We start from the raw sequence: 26,927 nt of genomic DNA, 5'->3' as shown, positions 1-26,927 counted from the left end.
ATCGTGACCTTCAATGGCGAAACGATGGATTGATGCCAACCACATCGACTGCAGAAATCGACTGTGGAACCCGCAAGCATTATGCGTACCTGAAATCATTGCTTGCCCATCAGCAGCCGCAAAGAGTGGAAGCGTGGTGCCGTATCCGGGTGCGGGACCGTGTGGCGGCATGGATGCCGCCACCGAGCCTACATGGACGTACTTGCGGCGTGTCCCGCTCCCGGATGCGGCACCGCGCATCGACTATCGCCGCTCACGGCGCCTGCCAGTTTTACGCGAATGCTCCGGTCACTGAGGGCGCTTGCGCGCGTACCAGCATGAGACACGCCGAAAGTACGTTCACGTAGCAACTGCATCATGCTGGCGTCAGTGTTCGGAATTGGTAGGGACTGTTCGTACACTGCGGTCCGCACGTGGTGTCTACCAATTCCGGTTTGCTACGCGCGCGATCCCCGTTCGCCACTGTGAGGCGCTGCAACCGATGACCGAGCGATTGACCGAGCCACTGCGTCCGCCTCTCAGCCGGCTGTGGTCGCCTGACCAGGACGGCGGCATGTCGTTGCAGCTGTCGGCCAACGTCGACGGCCGCGAGCATGCATTGCTGACGGTACTGGCCGACCCGCACGACGAAGCGTTATGGGTGGCAGTGCAGGCCGGCGACACCCAGGTGCAGATTCCACTGGCGGTGCTGCGTCAGCTGTTGGAGGTCGCAGCCGAAGAGGTGCATTCGGCCGAGTGGTTTGCGCGGCAGGATGCGGCCGAACCTGAGCTTTGACGGCCTCATCTGTTGCACGCGTGACTGCTCTGGATGCTGCACTGCAACGTACGTGGTTGCGAAAAATCTCAATGCGATCAACAGCCTGCGCGCAGACTCGCACTAACCCGAAAACACGCTGTCAGTGATTCTCCCTACACGTGTCAGGGCCGCCGGATCGGCGTCATCGGCCCGTATCAAGTTGCGCGCTGCGCTGTCGTAAATCCTTATAGCAACCATAACGCGACACTTTCGGACGTCTAGGGGTGGACGGCGCAGGACCGGCGATGCAGTGATCGCATAGCCGGTCTGTTTGGCGGTGTCGTCGAGAGGTTGCCAGCGCTGTCGCATCACCATTGCGCGAGGCTGCGCGATGGCGCGGCTGGCGCACCCGGGTCCCTGGGGAGAGACCTGGCGTGCTTGGCGGCGGATCCGGGTCGGGAGCCCGGGTCCGCCTTTTTTTTGCGCGATGCCCTACCGCGCTCAGGCCAGCGGGATGCGCACCGAGAAACAGGTGCCGCCTGCCGGGCGTGGGCGCACATCCACCTCGCAGTCCAGGGTTTCGGCGGTGCGGTGCACGATCCATAGACCGATGCCCAGCCCTTCGCTGTTCGGGTCGGCCTGGCGAAACGCCTGGAACACCTGTTCGGGGTGGTCCAGGTTCAGGCCGATGCCGCTGTCGATGATTTCTACCTCGGCATAGCCGGGGCGGCGGCGCACGCCGACCAGCACGCGTCCGCGTTCGGTGTACTTGACCGCGTTGCCGACCAGGTTGCCGATCAGCGTGGTCAGCAGCGTGGCGTGGCTGCGCACGCGCAGCGAAGTGGGCACGTGGCGCAAGGCCAGGCATTTGTCGCTCGCCGGCTGCCGCCACACGCCGAGGACCGCGTGCAGCACGTCTTCCAGTGCCAGCGGCTGCAGATCCGGAGTGGAGCTCTTGCTCGCGGCGGCCAGTGTGGCCAGTTCGTCGAGGCTGCGTGCCACCATGCCGATCGCATCGCGTGCGGTGACCAGGGTGGGAACGGAATCGACATTGGCGTGCCGGCGCATCTTGTCGATGGCATAGGCCGCAGTGCGTAGCGGAGTTTTCAGGTCGTGCCCGGCGATCGCCATCAGCCGGCTGCGATAGCGGTCGGACTCTTCGGCGTTCTGCAGCGCGCGGCGCAGTTCCAGCTGCGCCATGGTCTGGCGCGCCAGTGCACGCAGCGCTTCGACCTGTTCGTCAGTGAGTTGACGCGGTTGCCGGTCCAGCACGCAGACCGTGCCCAGCGGCAGGCCTTCGCTGGTCTTGAGCAACGCACCTGCATAAAACCGCAGTGGCACCTCGCCGGTGACCAGCGGGTTGCGTGCAAAGCGGATGTCTTCGCGCGTGTCGGGCACCACCAGCACGTCGTTGTCGAGCAGCGCATGCGCGCACATCGACTTGAACAGCGGCGTCTCGCGCTCGCCCATGCCGCGCTCGCTCTTGAACCATTGGCGGTCGGCATCCACCAGGCTGATCAGCGCGATCGGGGTCTGGCAGATGATCGAGGCCAATTTGGTGATGTCTTCGAATGCCGCCTCGCGCGGCGTATCGAGAATGCCGTAGCTGCGCAGCGCCTGGAGGCGCAACGCTTCGCTCGCGGGTTTGGGCGCGCAGGGAAAGGGCTCAGCCGCTGGATCGAACAAGACGCTCATGCGCGCGCAGGATGAATGGAATAGAGCGACAAGCATAGGGCATGGCAGGGGCTGGCATGTGGGTGCGATCACGCTTGTGGATGGAACTGTGACTGCCGGCCTCGACAGTGGAGGGGTGGCGTTTTGGTTTGTTTGCGATGTCGTGATGCAGATTGCGCGGTGTGTTGCGGCGGAGCAACGATCAGTACGAGGGGGGGGGCGACGACTCAAGGATGCGACATCAGGGTGCGACATCCGGTCGCGCACCGGCCGCAAGCATCGCCGCGCGGCAGGCGGCGGCTTACACTCGCGCGATGCGTTCGTTCCGTCATCACCGTTGGCTGCACCTGCTTGCCTGTCTGGCGGTGGCGCTGATGCTGGTGGCGCCGCTGATCAGCCGTTGGAGCCAGGCGCAGTCGGTCGAACCGATGTGCATGAGCGGGCCGGCATTGGACGCAGGCGGGTCGTTGCACACAGGCCACCAGGCCATGCCGGCGCAGACTGCCGCGCATCATCACGACAGCGCTGCGTCGCCAGCCAAGCCGCAAACCGGCGAACACGCTGCCGGCATGCACGGCGAAGCTTGCGATTACTGCGTGCTGGCTGCGCGCCTGCTGCCGTGGCTGGCGCTGCTGGTGCTGTGTCTGCTGCAACTCCGGTCGGCGCCGGCGCCCATGCACACCCATGCACGGGCGTGGTCGGTCGTGCGCTGGGCCGCACTCGGGGCACGTGGGCCGCCGCTGCACGCGTGAGTCTGGCCCCATCGCGGGCGTCCGCTGCGTTGTGCTGATTGCACGCCTGGTCTTCCGGCGTGCCCGCCTGCCGCTGCATGGACGGCCCGCTTTCCTGAAGTGATGCCTGTGCCCGCTGCTATGCCGCGGCGCACGGCGGTGTTGCCGTGCCGGCACGGCGAAGGGTTGGTCATGCGTCTGCGGTTCTTGAAAACGATGTGGTATGCGCCGTCGTTGGCGTTGGTGTGGTGGCCTGCCTGCCAGGTGCAGGCACAGGATGCGGCGTTGACGCTGGGCAAGGTGCAGGTGAGCCAGACCCAGCGCAACCCGAACACGGCGCGCGTGCTGAGTTCGGTGGATGTGATCGGCGGCGAGCTGCTGCACGATCAACACGTGGATTACAGCTGGGAGCTGCTGATGCGCGCGCCGGGTGTGCAGGTCACCCAGTTCCGCATGGGCACCGATGCGGGGCGGTTCTCGTTCCGTGGTTTCAATGGCGAGGGACGGATCAATGCGGTGAAGCTGCTGATCGACGGCATCCCCAGCAACGACAATGCCGGTGGCATGCCGTATCTGGATGCGGTGTTTCCGCAGGACATCAGCGCGATCGAGATCGTGCGCGGTACCAACGACGCACGCTACGGTCTGAATGCGATTGCCGGCAGCGTGGACGTGCTGACCCGCACCGGCGGTAACGATGGCCGTTTGAGCGTGACGGGCGGCAGCTTCGGTGCGCGCGAGGTGCAGCTGGGCAAGGGCTTCGAACATGGCGCATGGAGCCAGAACTATGTACTGGCGTGGCGCGATTCCGATGGCTATCGCGACCATGCCGACGCGCGCAAGCGCAGCGTGGCCGGCAAGTGGTTCTACACCGACCCGGATGGTGCGTTCCGTGCCGGGCTCACCACGCGTTACTACGACAATCATGCGCTGGAAGCGGGCTATCTGGATGCAGCCAGCGCGCGTACGGCGCCGCGTAGTTCGCCGGGTTATGCGCAGGACGATCGCAGCGAACGGCAGGTGCGGCAGACCGCGTTGCATGCGGACGGCACGCTGGGCGCCGATGCGCAGTGGAGCGCGAAGGCCTACCAGAACGACTATCGCAATCGACGCTGGGTGCGGTTTTCCGCAGCCGGCCTGCAGCAGGAACGCGATACCGACGAAACCCATCGCGGGCTGCTGCTGCGTGGCAACTGGCAGCCGGATTGGGGCGCGCTGAGCGCCAACCTGGAAGCCGGCGTGGATGCGCAGTGGCAGGACAACCAGTCGCAGCGTTACCGCACCGTGGCGCGCGTGCGCGGTGCGCAATTGCGCGATTGGGATTACGACCTGCGCACTCAGGGTGCCTACGTGCAGGCAGTGCTGACACCGATCGAGCGCCTGCAACTGGTGCCGGGCTATCGCATCGACCGCGTCGATGGGCAGCTACACGATGTGCGCGCCGGCATTTACGCGCCCACCTACGACTACGGCACCATCAAGCAGCCCAAGTTCAGCGCCAGCTATCGGCTGGCCGGGCAAAGCAGCGTGTACGCGAACTGGGGGCGCAGCTTCCAGATCGGCAGCGGCGACGGTGCGTATCGTCGCCAGCCCGGCAACCTGGGTCCATCGATCAACGACGGCTGGGAGGCCGGGTTCAAGTTCGCTCCATCGGCTGTAATGGACGGGCGCCTGGCGTATTGGGAACAGCGCGCCTCCGGTGAAGTCGCCACCATTCTGGGAGTGAACGGCGTGGCCGGTGTCGGCGATGTGGCCAACGTGGGGCGCACGCTGCGGCGCGGCTGGGATGCGCAACTGAATCTGCAGCCGGCCGAACACTGGCGTGCCTGGCTGTCGTATTCGCGGCAGAAGGCGAGCATCGCCACGCCCGACCCGAGCGCGCCGGCCACGCGCGGCAAGGAGATCGAAAACGTGCCGCACTGGTTGGCGACTGCCGGGCTGGAGTGGCAGCTCACTTCTGCCGTGCAGCTGAGCGCCTGGGGCAATGCGCAAGGCGATTATTATCTGGAGCGCAGCAATACGCTGGGCCGCACCGGTGGTTACGCGCTGCTCAATCTGGGCGCGCGCTGGAACGTGGATGCGCGCAATGCGCTCAGCCTGCAGCTGCGCAACGTGACCGATCGTGCGTATGTGTACGCGTGGTACGACACCGGAAGTTCCGGTTATTCGCCGGGCGATGGGCGTGCGTTGTCGCTGTCGTGGGATTGGAGCTTCTGATGCGCGTATCGACTGCTCAGGGTGCTGGTGCCGGGCTGCGTCAGGACAGCCGCTGGCGCTTCTATCGCGCGGTATGGCGCTGGCATTTCTATGCCGGCTTGCTGGTGCTGCCTTTCATCATCTGGCTGGCGCTGACCGGTGCAGCGTTTCTGTATCAGGACGCGATCGATCGTAGCGTGCACCACGGGTTGAAGGTCGTGCCGGTGGGCGCGCTGCGCGTGTCTGCGCAGCACCTGGTCGATGCGGCGCAGCGCAGCGATGGCGGCACCTTGTTCCGTTACACCACGCCGAGTCGTGCCGATGCCAGCGCCGAGATCGGCCTGGTCGATGCGCACGGCATGCGGCAAGTGGTCTATGTCGATCCGTATCGGGCACGCGTGCTCGGCACGCTGCCCGAGCATGGCACCCTGGCCTGGACGATTCGTCGGCTGCACAGCCTGGAGTTGATCGGGCCGTTTGCGCGCGGGTTGATCGAAATGGCGGCCGGCTGGGCGATCGTGCTGGTGCTGACCGGTGTGTATCTGTGGTGGCCGCGCGGGCGCCGCGGCGGGGTGGTGAGCGTGCGCGGCAAGCCGGCGCAACGGCTGTTCTGGCGCGATCTGCATGCGGTTACCGGGGCGAGTGTGGGCGCAGTGTTGCTGTTCCTGGCGCTGACCGGCATGCCGTGGTCGTGGTTGTGGGGCGCGCAGGTCAATCGCTGGGTCAATGGGCATGATTTCGGGTATCCGGCTGGGCTGCGGGTGCAGCAGCCGATGTCGCAGCAGCGGTTGACCGAGACGACCGATCCGGCATGGTCGTTGCGGCAGGCGCGGGTGCCGGAGTCTGTTGTGCCTGGGCGTGGAGCCGTGGGGGTGGATGAGGGCTTGCATGACGGGCGGGTGCGTGTGCCGCAGGCGGATGCGGTGCGTGCGGTCGACCCGCACTCCAACCCCCGCTCCGCGCCCCGGCCCGCGCCAGCAGCGCGGGCGCTCCAAGGCTCGCGCGCCAGTAGTGCGCAAGCGGTGCCTGATCGCCCAGAGGGGAGAGTGGCTAACTTCCATCCTGCTCATGCAGAACATCTGGAGCACATAGCGCACATAGCGCACTCGCAATACTTGGGACACCCGGAGCACTCCGAACACCCAAGCCAGTCGGAACATGCAGCCCACGGCGGCACCGGCAGCGTCGCTACGCCCGGTCATGCTGCGATAGGGCTGGATGCGGCGATGGCGCGCTTCGATGCGCTCGGCATCGTGCCGGGCTACAGCATCTCGCCGCCGCGTGGCGCCACTGGCGTGTACACCGCCTCGGTGTATCCGGCCGACCTGCAACGGCAGCGCGTGATCCATCTGGATCAGTACAGCGGTGCGGTGTTGCTGGACATGACCTATCGCGATTACGGGCCGATAGGGCGCGCGCTGGAATGGGGCATCAACGTGCACCTGGGCCAGCAATACGGCACGGCCAATCAGTTGATTTTGTTGCTGGCGTGCGCTGCGATCGTGCTGTTGTGCGTGAGCGCTGCGGTGATGTGGTGGAAGCGTCGCCCGCTCGGCGGGCTGGGTGTGCCGCCGCTACCGGTCGATCCGCGCACGTTGCGCGGTCTGATGGTGCTGCTGGTGATCTGCGGGCTGATTTTCCCGTTGGTCGGGGTATCGTTGCTGCTGATGTGGCTGTTCGATCGTTACTGGATGCAGCGCGATCAAACTGGCGTCGCAGCGCCATGAGGGTCGGCGTGTCTGCGGCTGCATCGTGCTGAGCATTCGCTGCGGCGAGGCCTTACTTCTTGGGATGGCCAGCAGAAACATTCAGCGCGCCGCAGCGCTTGAAAATTCCGCGAAGAAATGACGACGTGGTGTAGTGCTCAGATGTCCTCGTGAATGCCGCACTCGCGCTTCAATCCGAAGAAACGCGTGTCTTCTTCGCGCATACCCGGCTCCCAGCGGCGCGTGGTGTGGAAGTCGCCGATCGACACGTAGCCTTGCTCCCACAGTGGGTGATACGGCAGATCGTGCGCCTGCAGGTATTGCCACACGTCGCGATCGGTCCAGTCGGCGATCGGGCTGACTTTGTAGCGCTCGCCGCGCTTTTGCACGATCGGTGTCTGCGCGCGGCCGCCGGACTGGCTGCGGCGCAGGCCGGTGAACCAGGTGCCCACATTGAGCTCGTCCAATGCGCGCCGCATCGGCTCGACCTTGCGCAGGTTGTTGTACTGGTCGATGCCGACCATGCCCTGTTCCCACAGGCGACCGTGGCGCGCTTCCATCCAGGCACGGCTGACCAACGGGCGATACACCTTGAGATTGAGCTTGAGCCGGTCGGCCAGCGCGTCGGCAAACCGGTAGGTTTCCGGGAACAGGTAACCGGTGTCGATCAGGATCACCGGAATGTCCGGGCGCTGCTGGGTGAGCAGGTGCAGGGTGACTGCCGACTGCGCGCCGAAACTGGACGACAGCGCTGCGTCCTGCGGGCCGTGTTGCAGTGCCCAGGCCACGCGCTCGTCGGCACGCAGGCCTTCCAGCTGCGCGTTGAGCGCATCCAGGTCGTCCAGCGCGGAAGGTGCGATCGATGCAGCAGGCAGCGCGGTCATGCGAGCAATTCCAGGTCGAGGTGACGGTGGGTGGGGTAGGGCGGCAGGGCGATCAGGCCGCTGCGATGCAGAAAGTCGCCGAAGCCTTCGTCGCCGGCCTGGTCGCGTTCGGCCGCATAGCGCGCCAGCAGCGGTTCGAGTGCGGCGAGGATGTCCGCTTCGGTGATGTTCTCGCGATACAGCGTGTTCAGACGCTGGCCACGGCGATCGCCGCCCAGCATCAGGTTGTAGCGGCCGGGTGCCTTGCCCACCAACGCGATCTCGGCCAGATACGGGCGCGAGCAGCCGTTGGGGCAACCGGACAGGCGCAGCACGATCGGGGTGTCGGCCAGTCCGTGTTGTTCCAGCAGCGGTTGCAAGGCCGCGCTGAAGTCGGGCAGATACCGCTCGGCCTCGGCCATCGCCAGGCCGCAGGTGGGCAGCGACACACAGGCCATCGCGCCGCGTGCCAGTGCGGTGGGCGCGCGATCGCCGGCATCCAGACCGTACTGCGCAACCAAGGCATCGACGCGCGCGCGCTCGCTGGCCAGCACACCGGCGATGACCAGATTCTGGTTGGGCGTCATGCGAAATTCGCCGACGTTCAATTGCGCAATCGCACGCAGGCCGCTCAGGTGCGCAGCGGCCTCGGTATCGGCGATGCGCCCGGCCGGCAGCGAGAGAGTCAGATGCCACAGCCCGTCTTCGCCTTCGACCCAGCCGTAGCGATCGCCGTTGTGCTCGAAGGCGAACCGCTGCGCCGGCTGCAGCGCGAAACCGGCGCGGCGTTCGATCTCGGCCACGATGGTGTCCAGACCATGATCGTCGATGGTGTACTTGAAGCGTGCGCGTTTGCGCACTGCACGGTTGCCGAAGTCGCGCTGGGTGGTGACCACGGCGGTTGCGAGATCCAGTAACTGATCGCGGGTGACAAACCCAATGACATTGGCCACGCGCGGCCAGGTCTCCGCATCGCCATGGCTGGCGCCCATGCCGCCGCCGATGCTGACGTTGTAGCCGAGCAATTGGCCCTCGCGCAGGATGGCGATAAAGCCCAGATCGTTGGCGAACACGTCCACATCGTTGAGCGGCGGCGCGGCGAAGCCGATCTTGAACTTACGTGGCAGGTACCGGTCGCCGTAGATCGGTTCTTCTTCGCTGCCGGATCCGTAGACGCGCTCTTCGTCCAGCCAAATTTCGTAGTACGCGCGCGTATTCGGCAGCAGATGCTCGGACACGCGCGCAGCATCGGCATACAGCGTGGCATGCGCCTGCGACAGCAGCGGATTGGCTGCCACTTGCACATTGCGATTGACATCGCCGCAGGCAGCCAGCGTATCGATCAAGGTCGCATTGATCGCCTGCATGGTCGCCTTGAGTTCGCGCTTGATCACGCCATGGAACTGGAATGCCTGGCGCGTGGTGATGCGCAGCGAATGATTGGCATACCGCGTGGCGATGCTATCCAGGGCCAGCCACTGCGTGGGCGAGATCACCCCGCCCGGCGTGCGCGTGCGGATCATGAACTGATACGCCGGTTCGAGCTTCTGCCGACGCCGCTCATCGCGGATATCGCGATCGTCCTGCTGGTAGCTGCCGTGGTACTTGATCAGGGTCTGATCGTCCTCACGCAACGCACCGGTCACCGCATCGGCCAGGCTCTGTTCCAGCGACCCGCGCAGACGACGGCTTTCGGATTTGATGTCTTCGACGGAATGGCTCATGACGGGATTCGGCATTCGTGATTGGGGATTGGCAACACAACAAGGCAGGCAGTACGACGACAACACAACGACCTCGGGAGCCCGCCGTTACGAATCCCCAATCCCAACTCCCCAATCCCGGCTCTAATAGACATCGCGCGCATACCGCCCCTCCACCTGCAGCTGGGTGAGATACGCAGCTGCGGCTTCGGCATCGAGTGCGCCGTGGGTGGCGACGATGTCGAGCAGGGCGGCGTGCACGTCCTTACCCATGCCAATGGCGCCGCACACATACACATGCGCGCCGCCTTGCAGCCAGGCGTAGACCTCGGCGCCGCGTGCGCGCAGGCGGTGTTGCACGTAGATTTTTTCGGCCTGGTCGCGCGAGAACGCCACTTCTAATGCATGCAGTTCGCCGCGCTGCAAGGCCTGCTGCCATTCGGCCTGATACAGGAAATCGGTATTGAAATGCTGGGCGCCGAAGAACAGCCAGTTACGGCCCTTGGCGCCGGTTTCGGCGCGTTCCTGCACGAAGCCGCGGAACGGCGCCACGCCGGTGCCCGGGCCGATCATCAGGATGTCGCGGTCCGGATCGGCCGGCACGCGGAAGCGCTCGTTCGGCTCGATATAGACCGGTGCGGTGTCACCTTCGCGCAGGGCGGCAAGAAAGCCGCTGGCCGAGCCCAGATGCGCGTGGCCGTGCGCCTGGTAGGTGAGTTCGTCCACGACCAGGTGCACTTCCTCGCCCACGCGCTTGCGGCTGGAGGCGATCGAGTACAAGCGTGGGGTGAGCGGACGCAGGGCAGCCAGCAGGCTGCCATGGTCCCAATCCGCCGGCCAGCGTCGCAGCACGTCGATCAACTGGTGATCGGAGAGCAACGACGCCAGGCCGGCAGTCTGGGTCGGGGTGAGCAGCGTCTGCAGCTCCTCGGCGCGCGCACGCTCGGCGTGTGCGGCCAGCAGCGGCCGCGACAGCTTGGTGAGTTCGCGCCGGGTGGCAAGCCACTCGTTCAAGGCCAGAGTCTCTTCGCCGATGGTGACCGCGGCATGACCATCCAGGCGCAGCGTCTCCAGCACTGCATCCACCAGTGCGGGCGGATTGCGATGACGGATGCCCAGCGCATCGCCAGGCTCGTAGCTCAGCCCGCTGCCTTCCAGCGAAAATTCCAGATGACGCACGCGCTTGCCGGGCAGTGCATAGACGCGAAACTGCGGGCCCTTGAAGTCGCGCCCGCTGATGATCTGGTTGGCCAGCACCTCTGCAGCGAACGGGTGCTGAGGCGACCACACTGCTGCGGCCGCGCTGCTGCGCAATGGCGTGATGGTGGCCGAAGGCGGGCCACTCTTGAGGTGCTCGCGTGCGTGCGTGAGTGCCTGCGCACGCCAGGGTGCGGCGACGCTGTCGATATCCAGATCGGCTTCGCCACGCGGCTGCACACGGCTGCCGCCGAGTTCGGCCAGGCGCTCGTCGATGCGGCGTGCAATGCCGCAAAAATCCGCGTAGCTGGAATCGCCCAGCCCCAGCACCGCGTACTTGAGCTCGGGCAGCTTGGGCGCGCGCCGGCTGGCCAGAAATTCGACCAGCCCGATCGCATCGTCCGGCGGGTCGCCTTCGCCCTGGGTGCTGATCACTACATACAACAAGCGTTCGCTGGCCAACTCGCGGGTGGGGTAGGTGTCGGCGCGCAGCAAGCGCACGCTCAAGCCCGCCGCCTCGGCCTCGGCGGCCAGTTGCTCCGCTTCGCGGCGGGCATTGCCGGTCTGGCTGCCATACAGCACGGTCAGGCGCTGGCTCGCTTGCGCGATCGCGTGGGGCTGCCCGCCCGGCAGGACCGCGAGCGAGCGCGGCGGCTGGCCTTGTGCCAGCCCGGCGGTGTAACCAGACAGCCACCACAGTGACGCAGAATCCAGGCCGTCCACCAACCGTTCCAGCAGCGCCTTGCGCTCGTCGGGCAAGGGGCTGGGCGGTAGCGCGGAACTGGCGGCGGTCATTTGGATCCGGGGGCGTTGATGAGACCAGTGATGTTATGGAAACGTTGCGGCGGCCAGAAAGGATGAGCCGTTATCGCGTTATGCCGGCCGCTTATTTGGGTGCGGGCTGCCTGCGCCACACACTGCGGCGCCTTGCCCTACCATCGGCTGGTCTGCCCGCCGACGCCATGACACCCCGATGACTCTGCAGCCCCTGTCTCACCTCGACCGGCTCGAGGCCGAAAGCATCCACATCCTGCGCGAAGTCGCCGCCGAGTTCCGGGCTCCGGTGATGCTGTATTCGGTGGGCAAGGACAGTTCGGTGCTGCTGCATCTGCTGCTCAAGGCCTTTGCGCCGTCGCCGCCGCCGATTCCGCTGCTGCACGTGGACACGCGCTGGAAGTTCGGCGAGATGATCGCCTTCCGCGACCGCCGTGCGGCCGAGACCGGCGTGGACCTGCGCGTGCACATCAACCCGGACGGCATCGCCCAGGACATCGGCCCGATCAGCCATGGCGCGGCGGTGCACACCGACATCATGAAAACCCAGGGACTGAAGCAGGCGCTGGAGCAGGGCGGCTTCGATGCGGCCATTGGTGGCGCGCGCCGCGACGAGGAGAAATCGCGTGCCAAGGAGCGCGTGTTCTCGTTCCGCAATGCACGTCATCGCTGGGACCCCAAGAACCAGCGCCCGGAGTTGTGGAATCTCTACAACGCGCGCACTAAACCGGGCGAAAGCGTGCGCGTGTTTCCGCTCTCCAACTGGACCGAGCTGGATATCTGGTTGTACATCTACCGCGAACGCATTCCGGTGGTGCCGCTGTATTTCGCCGCACCGCGCCCGGTGGTGGAGCGCGACGGCGCGTGGATCATGGTCGACGACCATCGCCTGCCGTTGCACGCAGGCGAAACGCCGCAACTACGCTCGGTGCGCTTCCGCACGCTGGGCTGCTATCCGCTGACCGGTGCGATCGAATCCACCGCCGACACGCTGGAAGCGGTGATCGCCGAGATGCTGGTCAGCACCAGCTCCGAGCGCCAGGGCCGCATGATCGATCATGCGCCGGGTGCATCGATGGAGCAGAAAAAGCTTGAGGGGTATTTCTGATGGGCAGTGATTCGGGAGTGGGGATTGAAGATTCGCAACAGCGGTTCGCCGTGGACGGAACGGGGGAAGCAGCTGCCTTTGCCAATCCCCATTCCCCACTCCCGAATCCCGGCGCCATCGGCGCCTACCTGCATCAACACGAATCAAAGCCGCTGCTGCGCTTCATCACCTGTGGCAGCGTGGATGACGGCAAGAGCACGTTGATTGGGCGCTTGTTGTACGACAGCAAGCGCTTGTTCGACGACCAGCTCGCGGCACTGGAAAGCGATAGCCGCCGGCACGGCACGCAGGGCGAGGGCATCGACTATGCGTTGTTGATGGATGGCCTGGCCGCCGAGCGCGAGCAGGGCATCACCATCGATGTGGCGTATCGCTATTTCGATACCGACCAACGCAAGTTCATCGTGGCCGATTGCCCCGGGCACGAGCAGTACACGCGCAATATGGCCACCGGCGCATCCACCGCCGATGTCGCGGTGGTGCTGGTGGATGCGCGTAAGGGATTATTGGCGCAGACGCGCCGGCACAGTTACATCGTGTCGTTGCTGGGCATCCGGCATGTGGTGCTGGCGGTCAACAAGATGGATCTGGTGGACTACGACGCACAGGTCTTCGCCGAGATCGCCGATGCCTATCGCGTGCTGGCCGCGCAGCTGGGCATTGCCGATGTGCAGTGCATTCCGCTATCGGCACTGGATGGCGAAAATCTGTCCAGCGCCTCGGCGCGGATGCCGTGGTACAGCGGTCCGCATCTGCTGCAGCATCTCGACACCGTGCAATTGGAGGCGCCGGAAGCGGGCAGCGGATTCCGCTTGCCGGTGCAGTGGGTCAATCGTCCCAACCAGCATTTCCGTGGCTATGCCGGCACCATTGCGGCCGGGCAGGTGCGGGTTGGCGATGCCGTGGTGGTGGTGCCGTCCGGGCGGCGCACGCAGGTGGCATCGGTGCTGGATGCCAACGGCGAGGTGGACAGCGCGCGCGCCGGCCAGGCGGTCACGCTGACCTTGCGCGAGGAGATCGATATCAGCCGTGGCGACATCATTGCCGCGGTCGACGATCCGCCGGAAGTGGCCGACCAGTTCGCCGCGCACCTGCTGTGGATGGACGATGCCGCGTTGCTGCCGGGCCGCCCGTACTGGCTCAAGATCGGCACCCGCACGGTCACCGCGAGCATCAGCGAGATCAAGCACAAGGTCGATGTGAATACGCAGGAGCGGCTGGCCGCCAAGCGGCTGGAGCTCAACGAAGTGGGCTACTGCAATCTGGCGTTGGACGAGCCGATCGCGTTCTCGCCGTATGCGCGCAATCGCGTGCTGGGCGGTTTCATCCTGATCGACCGGCAGAGCAATGCCACGGTGGCCGCCGGCACGCTGGAGTTCGCGCTGCGCCGCGCCGGCAACGTGCACTGGCAGCATCTGGATGTGGATCGCGCCGCGCGTGCGCGCATCAAGGGCCAGACCCCGCGCGTGCTGTGGTTCACCGGCTTGTCGGGCGCGGGCAAATCCACCGTTGCCAATCTGATCGACAAGCGCCTGCATGCGCTGGGCTATCACACCTTCATCCTGGACGGCGACAACGTGCGCCACGGGCTCAACCGCGATCTGGGCTTCACCGACGAAGACCGCGTGGAAAACATCCGCCGCGTGGCCGAGGTGGCGCGCTTGATGGCCGATGCCGGCCTGATCGTGCTGGTGAGCTTCATCTCGCCGTTCCGTGCCGAGCGGCAACTGGCGCGCGAGCGCTTCGACCAGGGTGAATTCGTCGAAGTGTTTGTGGACGTTCCACTCGAGGTCGCCGAGGCGCGCGATGTGAAGGGCTTGTACCGCAAGGCGCGGGCCGGGCAGATTCCCAACTTCACCGGTATCGATTCGCCGTACGAGGCACCGGAAGCGCCGGAGATCCATCTTCACGCCGATGGTGAGAATGTAGAGGCGCTGGCGCGCCATGTCCTCGAGTTTCTTGAACTGGAACGTTGACCAGCGCATCGCGCTGACGACGGCAAGGGTCTTTGGTCATGGTGCAAAGCACGCCTTTCTGTCAACACCCTGGCGGCTAGGTCGTTAAACTTTCGACGTACCTCGCCAGGATGTTCTGATGCTTGTTCTGCCCAGCGCGCGCTTTTGCGCCGCGCTCTTCTTGGCCGCTGCGTTGGCCGGTTGCAGCCGCCAGGCTGCGGCGCCCGCCGTTGCCAAACCCATTCCGGTTTCTGTGCAGGCGGTGACCACCCAGCCCTGGAACTCGACCGTGCAGTCGATCGCCACCGTGCGTGCGCGCGAATCGGTGGCGCTGACCGCTGCGGTGAGCGATGTGGTGGAGCAGGTCAATTTCGATAGCGGCGACGAGGTCAAGGCCGGGCAGTTGCTGCTGCGCCTGCGCGGCAATTCGCAGCAGGCGGCGCTGACGGCCGCGCAGGCGACCTTCGAAGAAACCGATCAGTTGTATCGGCGCCAGTTGAGTCTGGTTGGCCAGCAACTGGTGGCCAAGTCCACTGTCGATACGCAACGCGCCTTGCGCGATGCGGCGCAGGCGCGCGTGCAGCAGATGCGCGCGGAGATCACCGACCGCGAAGTGCGTGCGCCGTTCTCCGGCGTGCTCGGCATCCGCCAGATCAGCCCGGGCTCGTTGATCACCTCCAGCACCGTGATCGCCACGCTGGACGATGTGGAGCGCATGTACGTGGACTTTCAGGTGCCCGAATCGCAGTTCGGCCTGGTGCAACTCGGCAATGCGGTCAATGGCACGGCAGCGGCGTACCCAGGCGCGCAGTTCGAAGGCGTGGTGGCGGCGATCGATTCGCGGATCGACGAGACTACCCGCTCGGTGACGGTGCGCGCGGATTTCCCCAACGGCGATCGCCGGCTGCGCCCGGGCATGCTGCTGGATGTGCGGCTGTTTCAGCCGGCGCGGCAGGCGGTGGTGATTCCCGAGATTGCGGTGGTGCAGGTGGGGCGCGAGTCCTATGTGTTCCGGGTCAAGCCCGACAGCAGCGTGGAGCGTGCCGACGTGCGTCTGGGCGAGCGCCGCGATGGCAAGGTGGAAATTCTCGACGGCGTCAAGGCCGGTGAGCGCATCGTGGTGGATGGCACCGGCAAGTTGCGTCCGGGCTTGAAGGTGGTCGATCAGGCCGCGCCCGTGCCTGCATCGACATCTGCAGTGGCGCCCACGCAGGCAGCGCGATGAAACTCTCCGATCTGTCCATTACCCGCCCGGTGATGGCGGTGGTGATGAGCCTGTTGCTGATCGTGCTGGGGGTGATGTCGTTCACCCGGCTCACGCTGCGCGAGTTGCCGGCGATCGACCCGCCCATCGTCTCGGTGGATGTGGAATACACCGGCGCTTCGGCGGCGGTGGTGGAAAGCCGCATCACCCAGGTGCTGGAAGATGCGCTCGCCGGTATCGAAGGCATCGAGACCATCGAGGCGCGCAGCCGCAATGGCTCCTCGGACATCAGCATCGAATTCGTGCAGTCGCGCGATGTGGAAGCGGCCGCCAACGATGTGCGCGATGCGGTCAGCCGCGTGTCCGATCGCATGCCCGACCAGGCGCGCCCGCCGGAAATTTCCAAGGTCGAAGCAGATGCCGACCCCATCCTGTGGCTCAACATGAGCTCCAGCACGATGGACACGCTGCAGCTGTCCGACTACGCCGAGCGCTATGTGGTGGACCGTTTCTCCAGCCTGGACGGCGTGGCGCAGGTGCGGATCGGCGGACGCCAGCGCTATGCGATGCGCATCTGGCTGGACCGCGATCAACTAGCCGCGCGCGAACTCACCGTGGCCGATGTGGAAGCGGCGCTGCAGAACGAAAACGTGGAACTGCCGGCCGGCAGCATCGAATCGGCGCAGCGCGATTTCACCTTGCGCGTGGAGCGCAGTTATCTCAAGCCCGAGGACTTCGCAAAGTTGCCATTGAGTAAAGGCGAGGGCGGCTATGTGGTGCGGTTGGGCGACGTGGCCAAGGTGGAGCTGACCTCGGCCGAGCGACGCGCGTATTTCCAGAGCAACGGCGTGCCCAATGTGGGCCTGGGCATCGTGCGCAACTCCACCGCCAACGCCTTGGATGTGGCGCGCGAAGCGCGTGCGCAGGCCGAAGAAGTGCAGAAATCGCTGCCGCAGGGCACCAACATCTTCGTCGCCTTCGACACCACCACCTTCATCGATGCGGCGGTGGAGCGCGTGTACCACACGCTGATCGAAGCGGTGGTGCTGGTGCTGGTGGTGATCTGGGTGTTTCTGGGTAGCGCACGTGCGGCGCTGATTCCGGCTGTGACGGTGCCGGTGTGTCTGATCGCCGCCTTCATCGCGCTGTACGCGTTCGATTTTTCTATCAACTTGCTGACCTTGTTGGCGCTGGTGCTGTGTATCGGCCTGGTGGTGGACGATGCCATCGTGGTGGTGGAAAACATCCAGCGCCGCATCGATCTGGGCGAGCCGCCGCTGGTGGCCGCCAAGCGCGGTACCGGGCAGGTGGCGTTTGCGGTGATCGCGACCACTGCGGTGTTGGTGGCGGTGTTTTTGCCGGTGGGCTTTCTGGAAGGCAATACCGGGCGCCTGTTCCGCGAGCTGGCGGTGGCGTTGGCGGCGGCGGTGGCGATCTCGGCGTTCGTGGCGCTGACGCTGACGCCGATGATGTCGTCCAAGTTGTTGCGCTCGCACGGGCAGGCCAAACCCAATCGCTTCCATCGCTGGTTCGATGGCCGCATGCAGGCGGTGTCCGGCGCGTATGGGCGCTCGCTGGAGCGGCATGTGCATCGCACCTGGATCTTCGCGCTGCTGATGCTGCTGGCGCTGGGCGCGAGTGCGTGGTTGATGAGCCGCATTCCCTCCGAGCTGGCACCGGCCGAAGACCGCGGCAATTTCCAGATCATGATCGACGGGCCCGAAGGCGCCGGCTTCGATTACACCGTGGGGCAGATGCATCAGGTCGAAGCGATTCTTGGCCCCTACGTGGGCCCGGACAAACCGATCGTTCGTGCCAACCCGCGCGTGCCCGGCGGATTCGGTAGCAGCGAGGAAATGCACACTGGCCGCGTCAGCGTGTTCCTGCAGGATTGGGAAAAACGCACGCGCCCCACCACCGAGGTGGCCGACGAACTGCAGCAGAAACTCAACGTGCTCAGTGGCGTGCGTGCGCGCACGCAGGTGAGCGGTGGATTGGTGCGCAGCCGCGGGCAGCCGTTCCAGCTGGTGCTGGGCGGGCCGGATTATGCCGAGATCGCGCAGTGGCGCGATCGCATCCTGCAGCGCATGGAAGCCAATCCGGGGTTGGTCGGTCCCGACTCCGACTACAAGGAAACCCGCCCGCAGATGCGCGTCAATATCGACCGTCTGCGCGCGGCCGATCTGGGCGTGCCGGTGACAGCAATCGGTGGGGCGCTGGAAGCGATGATGGGCTCGCGCCGCGTGACGACGTTCGTCGAAAACGGCGAGGAATACGACGTGATGCTGCAGGCCGGCCGCGAAGGCCGCATGGCGCCGGAAGACCTCACCGCCATCCGCGTGCGTTCGATCCGTGGCGAACTGATTCCGTTGTCCAACCTGGTCACGCTGAGCGAAGTGGCCGAAGCCGGTACCTTGAATCGCTTCAATCGTTTGCGGGCGATCACCATCAGCGCCGGCCTGGCACCGGGCTACCCGCTCGGCGATGCGATCGCCTGGGCGCAGCAGGCCGCACGCGAGGAATTGCCCGAGTACGCGCAGGTGGACTGGAAGGGCGAATCGCGCGAGTACCAGCAGTCCGGTAGCGCGGTATTGCTGACCTTCGGCATGGCCTTGCTGGTGGTGTATCTGGTGCTGGCCGCGCAGTTCGAAAGCTTCGCCCATCCGTTGGTGATCATGCTCACCGTGCCGTTGGCGGTGCTGGGTGCATTGGTCGGTTTGTGGCTCACCGGTGGCACGCTCAATTTGTTCAGTCAGATCGGCATCGTGATGCTGGTGGGCCTGGCCGCCAAGAACGGCATCCTGATCGTGGAGTTCGCCAATCAGCTGCGCGATGAGGGCCGTAGCGTGCACGCGGCAATCGTGGAATCGGCATCGGTGCGTTTGCGCCCGATCCTGATGACCTCGATCGCCACGGTGGTCGGCGCAATTCCGCTGGTGGTGGCCGGCGGGCCGGGCTCGGCCAGCCGCGCCACCATCGGTGTGGTGGTGATCTTCGGCGTGTCGCTGTCCACGCTGTTGTCGCTGTACGTGGTGCCGGCGTTCTACAGCTTGATCGCGCCATTCACCAAGTCGCCCGAAGCAGTGGCACGCGAGTTGGAGACCCTGGAGGCGCAGACGCCGTCGGTGGGTGGGCACGCCTGAGCGATGCCGGCAGTGTGTGCTGACGGTTGTCGAAGACGCGGGGCTGCGGCATCGGTGTTGATCGCTGCGTGTGCATGCGCCTGCAGCGCAAACAAAACCCAAACATCGGGGCGCACGCTGGGTCCATCGAGCGCATCAGCGCAAGGCCAGCATCATTGACGCAATGACGCAGCGCAGCCCCGGCGCCTTGCCGGGAGTGTCTTCGCAACGGCCCGCAGCACTGCCGCGTGATCGAGCCAGACGCCGCAATCCAGTCCAGGAGCGCATGCGATGCAGACACTGCCCTTCGCCAAGGGCGATCCATCCGCACTGCGGGCTGCCGGTGGGCACGCCGCGCAGGCGTACTGTCCGCATTGCGGTGCGTCGCGCGCTGGCAATCTCGCTACACGCGCTGCAACACCGTGCACAGCACAACTGCCCGACACCGCGGTAGCGCCTGCGCAGCCAGGCACGCACCAGCAACGCTCGGGCGAACCACCGCAACACATCGCTCCATGGCAGTGCCCGATCCTGCGCGCGGCCCTGCTCGGCACCATTGCGCTGGTGCTGCTGGTCGTGGATATGTTCGTGCTGTGGCCGGTGCCGTAGACCGCGCAGACTGGCCTTGGCGCCATTGCGTGGCTCAGCACTCGCACGCACCTTTATCAACGCGCCAAGCGCGCGCAATGACTAAGGTCACATGACAGTCATGCCCGGCTGTGGTCGACTTCTGCGGTTACCCTGACCGGAATTGCCGATGCGTCGTTTTGCCTGCCTGCTTGCTCCCTCACTCCTTGCGCTGTGTTGCGGCACCGCGCTGGCGCAATCCTCCGGCGAGCCGGTGCCCAATGGCCGCTTGCCGGCCTGGGCGGTGCCCGAGCGTTATAGCCTGTCGTTCAAGATCGACCCGGATCAGACCGAGTTCAGCGGCCGCACCAGCATTCGCGTGCAGCTCAAGCAGGCGTCCGATCACCTCTGGCTGCATGGCAAGGAATTGAAGGTCAGCAAGGTCACGATCACGCCGGCCAAGAGCAAGGGCAAAGGCAAGCCGCTGACCGCACGCTATGTGGAAGCCGATGCGCAGGCCGGTGTGGTGCGCCTGGACTTCGGTCGCACGCTGCAGCCGCAGACGCTCACCGTGGATATCGTCTACAGCGCGCCGCTCAATCAGCAGCTGCAGGGCCTGTACCAGGTGAAGTATCAGGGCCAGTCCTATGCGATGACGCAGATGGAGCCGATCAGCGCACGCTACGCGTTCCCCGGTTTCGACGAGCCCGCGTTCAAGACGCCGTTCGACCTCAGCCTGACCGTGCCCACCGACGACCAGGCGTTGGCCAACACCATCGCCACCTCGACCAAGCCGGCTGGCAAGGGCTGGAAGACGGTGACCTTCGCCCCGACCGTGCCGCTGCCGACCTATCTGGTCGCCTACGCCGCCGGCCCGTGGGACGTGGTGGACGTGCCGGCAATGCCGGCCACCCCGCAGCGCCCCAACGCCACGCCGTTACGTGGCATCGCCGCCAAGGGCCAGGGCCCGCGCATCACGCCGGCGTTGGACCAGACCCCGGCGATCATCGCCGCGCTGGAGGACTATTACGCCTTCGGCTATCCGTTCGACAAACTCGATCTGGTCGCCGCCCCGGATTTCAGTGCCGGTGCGATGGAAAACCCCGGCTTTGTGACCTTCCGCGATTGGCTGCTGCTGCTGGACAAGGAGTCGCCGGCAGAGAACGTGCAGCGCTCCTTCAACACCAACGCGCATGAGCTGGCCCACCAATGGACCGGCGACGCGGTCACCATGGAGTGGTGGGACGACCTGTGGTTGAACGAAGCGTTTGCCACCTGGATGCAGCAGAAGATCACCATGCAGCTGCACCCGGAATACCGCGCCAATCTGGACCGCATCACCGGCGCACAGCACGCCATGGACAACGACAGCCTGGTCAGCGCGCGCAAGATCCGCCAGCCGATCACCGGCAACGGCGATATCGAGACCGCCTTCGACGGCATCACCTACCAGAAGGGTGCGGCGGTGCTGGCGATGTTCGAGGCTTTCGTCGGCGAAGACGTGTTCCGCGAAGGCATGCGCGCCTATATCGCCAAGCACAAGTTCGGCAGCGCCACCGCCGACGATCTGGTCGATGCGATCGCCGAGGCCGCCGGCAAGGGCGCAGATTTCAAGGCCGCGTTCCGCAGCTTCCTCAATCAGCCGGGCGTGCCGTATCTGCAGACCCAGGTTGTGCGCGAAGGCGGCAAGACTGTGGTCAAACTGCAGCAGCAGCGCTACCTGCCGCTGGGCTCCACCGGCTCCGCCGCGCAGCAATGGGGCGTGCCGGTGTGCGTGAAGTACGGCAAGGGCAAGAACCAGGTCGGCACCGCCTGCCAGATGCTCGAAGACGGCAGCGGCAGCATCGTGCTGGAAGGCGCGGGTAAAAATACCTGGGTGTTCCCGAACGCGCGCGGCGCCGGCTATTACCGTTTCAGCCTGCCGAAGAAACAGCTGGCAGCGCTCGGCAAGCAGATCGGCCAGCTCGACGAAAACGAACAGCTCGCCTATGCCGATGCGATCGATGCGGCCTACCGTCACGGCGATGCCGACAGCGACGCCGTGCTGGCGGCGCTCAAGCAATTGGCGCCGTCCGCATCGGCCGATGTCTCGACCGCACTGCTGGATCGCTTCGTGTGGATCTGGCGTTACCAGGCCACCACCGAGGCGCAGCGCGGCGCCTTGCGCAAGGCCGCCGAACAGGCGTATTTGCCGCGTCTGCAGCAGTTGGGTTACACGCGGCGTAGCGGCGAATCGATCGACGACACCACGCTGCGCGCGTCGTTGGCCGGCCTGTTCGCGCTGCGTCTGCAGAACGCGCAGGTGCGCAACGCGCTGCTCGCGCAAGGCGATGCGGTGCTGGCCGGCGGCAACGGCGCACTGGACTTCTCCAAGGCCAATCCGGATCTGCTCGGCACCGTGCTGGCGGTGACCGCACAGGAACGTGGTGCGCCCGCCGTGCAGGCGTTGATCGGCGCATTGCGCACGCACGCCGACCCTGCGCAGCGCAACGCCATGATCACCGCACTGGGCACGCTGCAAGACCCGGCATTGCTCAAGCAGGCGCGCGACTTCGCGCTCACCGATGCGATCAAGGTCGGCGAGATGAAGGGTTTGCTGTCGCGCGGGCACAGTTATGAGGCCTCGCACGATTCGATGTGGGCATGGTTCACCGCCAACTTCGACCGCATCGTGCAGCGCAGCGGCTCGTTCGACGGCGGCGGCTTGCCGGCAATGGGCGCAACCGGCAGCTGCAGCGTGGAAGACGCCGATCGCCTGGATGCGTTCTTCAAACCGCGCCTGGCCAAGCTCAGCGGCGCCGACCGCGGCCTCGCCCAGACCGGCGAAACCATCCGCCTGTGCGCCGCACTCAAGCAGGCGCAAACCGCCAAGCGCTGAGTTGCGGCGTGTGGTCTGTGTGCGCAGTATCGGCAGTGTCGATGCTGCGCACATAGGGGCCGGAGCGATGGGCGAATCACTGACGCTGCACGGAGAGAGTTCGTGCTGCTCCGTTGGCGCCAGGACGAGGATGCCTTGTTGCGGGGCGCCATGACCCGCTGATGCCGCGCGGGTTGAGCGAGCGATTTCCTCACCCTTTTACACACGCCGATGGCGAAGCCTTCCAAATGGAGGCACGCCGATCCTGCGCGCCAGAAGTCGGTCCCGGCAGGCAGGCAAGGCTTTGGAAATCGGCTTCATCCCAACCGCCGTACACGGCCCATCGCGCCAGTGGCTTACCATCGTCGTCACTGTTCCTGCGGCAGCGGCCCTGGTGGCGCTGCAGGATGACCGATACAGCAATCGCGGGAGGGGTCGAGAACGGCCTGTTCCGCACTGCAAGAAACACGAACTCCTGGATACGACGATGACACAGCATGATGGACGGGGCTCACGCCCGCCGCGCGATGGCGGCACCTCCGGCGGCGCGCACAACCCTTGGGGGCGCGCCGCGCCGCGTGCACCTGCAGCGCGGCCACCCGCACCGCAGGCGCCTGCGCAGTACGCGCCCTCGGCCACGCCGGCTGCTTCTTCAACCTCTGGCGGCAACGCGCGCGAAGTGCGGCTGTACGGCATCAATGCGGTGCAGGCGGTGTTCAAGGCGCGGCCGGAGGCCTTGCGCAAGCTGTATCTGAGCGAGGCGCGCATTCCGCAGTTCAAGGCGCTGCTGGCCTGGTGCGTGGCCCAGCGCATCGGCTACCGCGTGGTCGAGGAGGCCGATCTCAGCAAGCTGGCCGCCAGTACGCACCACGAAGGGGTGGTGGCCGAAGTGCTGCGCGTCACCCCGCAGTCTTTGCAGGACTGGCTGGCCGCCTTGCCGGCCGGGCCGGTGCTGGCGCTGTGGCTGGACGGCGTGGGTAACCCGCACAACTTCGGCGCGATTTTGCGTTCGTCCGCGCACTTCGGTGTGGCCGGTTTGCTGCTGCCAGCCGGCTCCACGCTGGGCTTGTCCGGTGCGGCGGCACGCGTGGCCGAAGGTGGTGCCGAAGCGGTGCCGCTGGTGCAACTGCCCGACACTGCATTGGCGATGGCGCAACTGCGTCAGGCCGGCTTCGCAGTGGCCGCCACGCTGGCGGACGGTGGTGAAGACGTGTTCGCCGCAGCTTTGCCGCAGCGGCTGGTGTATGTGATGGGCGCAGAAAGCGAAGGCATGGACCGCCAGTTCGCACGCGATTGCGACCTGCAGTTGTCGATTCGCGGCAGTGGCAAGGTCGAAAGCCTCAACGTGGCTTCGGCCACGGCGGTGTTCCAGGCCGCCTGGCGCGCCCGCGTGCTCAGCGGGCAGTCCTGATGCGTGCGTCTGCGTGGTTGCTCGCCATTGGCGGGGTGCTGAGCGCCAGCACTGCCGTGGCAGCTCCCGCCGCAGCGGCTGCCGCCCCCGAGGTGCGTACCGATCACGGCATGGTGCGCGGGCAATGGCAGGACGACGGCAGTGCGGTGTTCCGCGCGATTCCCTTCGCTGCCCCGCCATTGGGCGCATTGCGCTGGCGGCCACCGCAGCCGGCTGCGGCATGGTCGGACGTGCGCGATGCCACCCAGGCGGCCACACCGTGCGTGCAGCCCGCGCTGGGCTGGAACAACGCCATGGCCAAGCGCGGCACCGAAGATTGCCTGTATGTCGAAGTGCAGACGCCGAAGTTGCAACCGGCCAAGCCGCTGCCGGTGTTTGTATGGATTCACGGTGGCGCCAATGTGGCTGGCGGCGCGGATGGCCATCTGCCGACCAATCTGGTCGCACAGAACATGCTGGTGGTGACGCTGCAATACCGGCTTGGCGCACTCGGTTTTCTGTCGCTGCCGGAACTGCGCGATGGCGACAACCAGGCCGCCGGCAACTACGCCTTGCTCGATCAGATCGCCGCGCTGCAGTGGGTGCGCGACAACATCGCGCAGTTCGGTGGTGATCCTGCGCGGGTCACCATCGCCGGGCAGTCGGCCGGTGGTCAGGACGTGGGCCTGCTGATGCTCAGCCCGCTGGCACGTGGCCTGTTTTCCGCAGCGATTGAGCAGAGCGGCACGGCCGGTTTCGGCTTGCCAGCGCGCTCGCTGGAAGAGAACCGCACGTTGGGTGTGAATATCGCCAAGCGTGCAGGCATCGATGATGCTGCAACGCGTCTGGCACAGCTGCGTGCGCTGCCGGTGGAGCAAGTGATCAAGGCTGGGCAGGGTGTCGATGTGCCGGCATTGGATGACGATGGCTACATCTGGCTGCAGGCGGTCGTCGACGGACGCGTGCTGCCGCGTGCGCCTGCGTCGCTGCTGGCCGAAGGTGCACAGGCCAAGGTACCGCTGTTGATCGGCTACGTGGTGCAGGAGCTGGAATATGGCGGCAAGCAGGGCGCGCAGGCGCGGCTGCGTCGCGACTATCCCGCGCAAGCCGATGCAGTACTGCGAGTGCAGCGTGCACACGCGGCGCAGCGTGCCGCGCGTCAAGGCGATGCGGCGATGCAGTTGTCCACCGATCTCACCTTCCGTTGCCCGGCAGTGACCGTCGCACAGCAGCAGGCCGCGCTGGGCGTGCCGGTGTGGCATTACGTGTTCGATACCGCCGCACCGGGCGGGCAGGTGACGCATAGCGCGGAGCTGCCATTCCTGTTCAAGGATCTGCCGATCGGCCAGCCGCCGGTGAGTTTGCAGCGCTATTGGGCCGCTTTTGTGCAGCGTGGCAATCCCAACGCCAAGGGATTGCCGGCCTGGCCGGCGTTCGCGCCCAAGCATGCGGCATTGCAGTTCGATGCCAACGGCGTGCGGCAAATCAAGGATGCGCGCCCGCCCGTGTGTGCAGGCGTGGACTTGCCGTAAGCGATCGTGCGCACTGAAATCGCGCGCACCGAAACGGTACGCGCGATGACTCCCCTCAACTCACTCAGCGTGCGCAGCCCGGCCCGCCGAAGTAGAAGCCGCCGTTCTGCATTTCCGGCGACAACGTGGTGCGGGTGACGCCTGCACCCAAGGCATACGGGTAGGTGTAACCGGCCATCGCCAGCGTGTAGCAGGACGGCTGCGCCACATTCAGGCTCGACAGGCGTTGCGCGGGATGCGCGGCCATCGCCGCATCGCGATAAAAATGGTTGGCCTGAAATGCGGCCTGGCGATAGCCGGCGTTCGCAAACCGGCCGCTGCCCATCGGTGCGCTGGGACGACCATCCCAGGTGGAAATTTCGCCGCCCGCAGAGATGAAGATGCTCGCGCTGCCCTCGGCGATATCGCCTGCGTAAAGTTCGGCCTTGTAGTAGCCGATCCATTCGCCATTCAAGCCGAACCACCAGTAGCCATCGGCATTGCGCTGGAATTCCACGTGCAGCATCGCCTGCTTGCCGCCTGCGGTACTGAAGCCACCGGCCGGTGCTGCACCGAGCACATTGGCGGTGCTGGTCTGCACGAAGTCGGCGCAATCCAGATTGTGGCAACCGGTGGTGACGTAGCCATCCTGGGTGGAGTAGATAAACAGGATCGGCCGCGTGCCCCAACCGGCGCCGGGCTGGGTCTGCCAACCGGCTTCCAGCGTCTGGATCACGCCTTGTCGGGTGTAACCGCCCAACCAGATCTGGCTGATCGACTGCGCATCGTTGGCGGTGACCGTCGGCACCCAGGTGTTGAGATCGGCACCGGCGCCGGTCACCGGCGAGCCGGCCGTGTCCAGATAGATGGTGGAGTAGTAATGCACCACCGATGCGGCCTCCTGCGCCGCTGGCGCAGCGTCAGCCTGCCTGGGCGCGATCACGCTGGGAGTAGTGCCACGCAGAAAGCTGCGCAGATCCGCATGCTTGCTCATCTCGGCCAGGCCGATGCGTTCGAGCGGTACGCTGCCGGTATCGCAGCGTTGCGCCGCATCGATCGGCGTCACCGTACCCGTGTTGCTTGAGATCGTCGGCGGCATGGCTGGCGTGCTGCCATCGCGCAGTGCCGGCTGCTGCTCGCGCGGAATGCAGTCGAAGATCTTGCCGTCCTGTTGCACGCTGCGCAGTACCGTCAAGCCGTTGTAACGATTGAAGACATAGCGCTGCATTTCGGCGAATGCGGTGGGGTCGGTGACCTTGGCAGTTGCGCCACGCGTGGCGTAACTGAGCTGCGCCTGCGTATCCAGAAAAGTTTTGAAGTCGCGCGTGACGTGCGGAAATGCGCGCGACACCGATAGCGAGGCGCGCAGCGCATCGCGCTGGGCGGGTGCGACGCTTGCCGTGGCAGGCGTCCGCAGTAGCGGTGGCATCAGTGTGTCGATGCTGCGATCGCTGGTTGCCGAAATCGACGGCGGCAGCAACGCGGCGGCGTGAGTGGCGGGAGCCAATGCACAAACGCAGAGCGCAGCAACGGCGCGGCCGATCGCTATCGGCCGATTGGAACGGAAGGTCATGTGTGTTTCCCCTGACGCCGGAACGAAACTGCCTGCACGTGGCGCACCATGCAGCACAGT

The 26,927-nt window shown here is 65.7% G+C and carries 17 protein-coding genes and 1 pseudogene; 13 read left to right on the top strand and 5 right to left on the bottom strand.

Features of this window, described 5'->3' with window-relative positions; translation table 11 throughout:
- Positions 1-493 precede the first annotated feature (493 nt).
- On the top strand, positions 494-775 hold the full coding sequence (locus NMB96_RS00370) for a hypothetical protein (RefSeq protein ID WP_043889865.1): 282 nt from the start codon (positions 494-496) through the stop codon (positions 773-775).
- Between the two features lie 462 nt (positions 776-1,237).
- On the opposite strand, the gene NMB96_RS00365 is transcribed toward NMB96_RS00370, so the two are convergent.
- Complete coding sequence (locus NMB96_RS00365; protein ID WP_043889402.1) at positions 1,238-2,431, bottom strand: sensor histidine kinase; 1,194 nt, start codon at positions 2,429-2,431, stop codon at positions 1,238-1,240.
- Positions 2,432-2,724: 293 nt separating this feature from the next.
- On the opposite strand from NMB96_RS00365, the gene NMB96_RS00360 reads away from it, so the two are divergent.
- The 3 genes from NMB96_RS00360 to NMB96_RS00350 all read left to right on the top strand — a co-directional run bounded on the left by NMB96_RS00360 (position 2,725) and on the right by NMB96_RS00350 (position 7,064).
- Positions 2,725-3,162, top strand: coding sequence for a DUF2946 family protein (locus NMB96_RS00360; protein WP_043889401.1), 438 nt, complete (start codon positions 2,725-2,727; stop codon positions 3,160-3,162).
- A gap of 195 nt (positions 3,163-3,357) precedes the next feature.
- Positions 3,358-5,358, top strand: coding sequence for a TonB-dependent receptor (locus NMB96_RS00355; protein ID WP_183086789.1), 2,001 nt, complete (start codon positions 3,358-3,360; stop codon positions 5,356-5,358).
- On the top strand, positions 5,358-7,064 hold the full coding sequence (locus NMB96_RS00350) for a PepSY-associated TM helix domain-containing protein (RefSeq protein WP_255085883.1): 1,707 nt from the start codon (positions 5,358-5,360) through the stop codon (positions 7,062-7,064). Before NMB96_RS00355 ends, NMB96_RS00350 begins: the two co-directional genes overlap by 1 nt.
- A 137-nt stretch (positions 7,065-7,201) precedes the next feature.
- Here the strand turns inward: NMB96_RS00350 and NMB96_RS00345 are convergent, their stop codons facing one another.
- From NMB96_RS00345 to NMB96_RS00335, 3 genes are all read right to left on the bottom strand, one after another.
- Entirely contained in the window at positions 7,202-7,927 is a 726-nt protein-coding gene (locus NMB96_RS00345) for a phosphoadenylyl-sulfate reductase (protein ID WP_023904953.1), read from the bottom strand.
- Entirely contained in the window at positions 7,924-9,630 is a 1,707-nt protein-coding gene (gene cysI / locus NMB96_RS00340; protein ID WP_043889399.1) for an assimilatory sulfite reductase (NADPH) hemoprotein subunit, read from the bottom strand. Before cysI ends, NMB96_RS00345 begins: the two co-directional genes overlap by 4 nt.
- 123 nt (positions 9,631-9,753) lie before the next feature.
- Complete coding sequence (locus NMB96_RS00335; RefSeq protein WP_183086673.1) at positions 9,754-11,601, bottom strand: assimilatory sulfite reductase (NADPH) flavoprotein subunit; 1,848 nt, start codon at positions 11,599-11,601, stop codon at positions 9,754-9,756.
- Between the two features lie 178 nt (positions 11,602-11,779).
- On the opposite strand from NMB96_RS00335, the gene cysD reads away from it, so the two are divergent.
- From cysD to NMB96_RS00290, 9 genes and pseudogenes are all read left to right on the top strand, one after another.
- Entirely contained in the window at positions 11,780-12,688 is a 909-nt protein-coding gene (gene cysD / locus NMB96_RS00330) for a sulfate adenylyltransferase subunit CysD (RefSeq protein ID WP_023904950.1), read from the top strand.
- Complete coding sequence (gene cysN, locus NMB96_RS00325) at positions 12,688-14,664, top strand: sulfate adenylyltransferase subunit CysN (protein WP_255085882.1); 1,977 nt, start codon at positions 12,688-12,690, stop codon at positions 14,662-14,664. Before cysD ends, cysN begins: the two co-directional genes overlap by 1 nt.
- A 118-nt stretch (positions 14,665-14,782) precedes the next feature.
- Complete coding sequence (locus NMB96_RS00320; protein WP_023904948.1) at positions 14,783-15,868, top strand: efflux RND transporter periplasmic adaptor subunit; 1,086 nt, start codon at positions 14,783-14,785, stop codon at positions 15,866-15,868.
- The gene (locus NMB96_RS00315; RefSeq protein WP_023904947.1) at positions 15,865-18,990 is read left to right on the top strand and encodes an efflux RND transporter permease subunit; all 3,126 of its coding nucleotides are present in this window, start codon (positions 15,865-15,867) and stop codon (positions 18,988-18,990) included. The genes NMB96_RS00320 and NMB96_RS00315 overlap by 4 nt, the downstream gene beginning before the upstream one ends.
- 270 nt (positions 18,991-19,260) lie before the next feature.
- A complete protein-coding gene (locus NMB96_RS00310; protein WP_023904945.1) occupies positions 19,261-19,578 on the top strand; it encodes a hypothetical protein in 318 nt (105 codons plus the stop codon).
- Positions 19,579-19,726: 148 nt separating this feature from the next.
- The gene (locus NMB96_RS00305) at positions 19,727-22,414 is read left to right on the top strand and encodes a M1 family metallopeptidase (RefSeq protein WP_023904944.1); all 2,688 of its coding nucleotides are present in this window, start codon (positions 19,727-19,729) and stop codon (positions 22,412-22,414) included.
- 67 nt (positions 22,415-22,481) lie between these two features.
- A pseudogene (locus NMB96_RS00300) lies at positions 22,482-22,638 on the top strand (GNAT family N-acetyltransferase); the annotation flags it as partial.
- Positions 22,639-22,880: 242 nt separating this feature from the next.
- Positions 22,881-23,804, top strand: coding sequence for a TrmH family RNA methyltransferase (locus NMB96_RS00295; protein ID WP_255085881.1), 924 nt, complete (start codon positions 22,881-22,883; stop codon positions 23,802-23,804).
- Positions 23,804-25,315 (top strand): carboxylesterase/lipase family protein, encoded by a 1,512-nt coding sequence (locus NMB96_RS00290; RefSeq protein ID WP_425520900.1) that lies wholly within the window; start codon positions 23,804-23,806, stop codon positions 25,313-25,315. Before NMB96_RS00295 ends, NMB96_RS00290 begins: the two co-directional genes overlap by 1 nt.
- 64 nt (positions 25,316-25,379) lie before the next feature.
- Here NMB96_RS00290 and NMB96_RS00285 read toward each other — a convergent pair whose 3' ends face one another.
- Entirely contained in the window at positions 25,380-26,867 is a 1,488-nt protein-coding gene (locus NMB96_RS00285) for a neprosin family prolyl endopeptidase (protein ID WP_023904941.1), read from the bottom strand.
- Positions 26,868-26,927 lie beyond the last annotated feature (60 nt).

It is taken from the genome of Xanthomonas hortorum (assembly GCF_024339125.1).
In the GTDB taxonomy this organism is placed as follows: Bacteria; Pseudomonadota; Gammaproteobacteria; order Xanthomonadales; family Xanthomonadaceae; genus Xanthomonas; species Xanthomonas hortorum.
The sequence above is the reverse complement of the archived record's forward strand: the minus strand, read 5'-3'. Positions and strand labels throughout refer to the sequence as shown.

Excerpts from the sequence above, each read along its gene's own strand:
- NMB96_RS00350 (WP_255085883.1), top strand. The coding sequence starts at position 5,358 with ATGCGCGTATCGACTGCTCAGGGTGCTGGTGCCGGGCTGCGTCAGGAC.
- NMB96_RS00305 (WP_023904944.1), top strand. The coding sequence starts at position 19,727 with ATGCGTCGTTTTGCCTGCCTGCTTGCTCCCTCACTCCTTGCGCTGTGT.
- NMB96_RS00285 (WP_023904941.1), bottom strand. The coding sequence starts at position 26,867 with ATGACCTTCCGTTCCAATCGGCCGATAGCGATCGGCCGCGCCGTTGCT.
- NMB96_RS00335 (WP_183086673.1), bottom strand. The coding sequence starts at position 11,601 with ATGACCGCCGCCAGTTCCGCGCTACCGCCCAGCCCCTTGCCCGACGAG.
- NMB96_RS00290 (WP_425520900.1), top strand. The coding sequence starts at position 23,804 with ATGCGTGCGTCTGCGTGGTTGCTCGCCATTGGCGGGGTGCTGAGCGCC.
- NMB96_RS00355 (WP_183086789.1), top strand. The coding sequence starts at position 3,358 with ATGTGGTATGCGCCGTCGTTGGCGTTGGTGTGGTGGCCTGCCTGCCAG.
- NMB96_RS00365 (WP_043889402.1), bottom strand. The coding sequence starts at position 2,431 with ATGAGCGTCTTGTTCGATCCAGCGGCTGAGCCCTTTCCCTGCGCGCCC.
- NMB96_RS00320 (WP_023904948.1), top strand. The coding sequence starts at position 14,783 with ATGCTTGTTCTGCCCAGCGCGCGCTTTTGCGCCGCGCTCTTCTTGGCC.
- cysN (WP_255085882.1), top strand. The coding sequence starts at position 12,688 with ATGGGCAGTGATTCGGGAGTGGGGATTGAAGATTCGCAACAGCGGTTC.
- NMB96_RS00315 (WP_023904947.1), top strand. The coding sequence starts at position 15,865 with ATGAAACTCTCCGATCTGTCCATTACCCGCCCGGTGATGGCGGTGGTG.
- cysD (WP_023904950.1), top strand. The coding sequence starts at position 11,780 with ATGACTCTGCAGCCCCTGTCTCACCTCGACCGGCTCGAGGCCGAAAGC.
- cysI (WP_043889399.1), bottom strand. The coding sequence starts at position 9,630 with ATGAGCCATTCCGTCGAAGACATCAAATCCGAAAGCCGTCGTCTGCGC.
- NMB96_RS00310 (WP_023904945.1), top strand. The coding sequence starts at position 19,261 with ATGCAGACACTGCCCTTCGCCAAGGGCGATCCATCCGCACTGCGGGCT.
- NMB96_RS00345 (WP_023904953.1), bottom strand. The coding sequence starts at position 7,927 with ATGACCGCGCTGCCTGCTGCATCGATCGCACCTTCCGCGCTGGACGAC.
- NMB96_RS00295 (WP_255085881.1), top strand. The coding sequence starts at position 22,881 with ATGACACAGCATGATGGACGGGGCTCACGCCCGCCGCGCGATGGCGGC.
- NMB96_RS00360 (WP_043889401.1), top strand. The coding sequence starts at position 2,725 with ATGCGTTCGTTCCGTCATCACCGTTGGCTGCACCTGCTTGCCTGTCTG.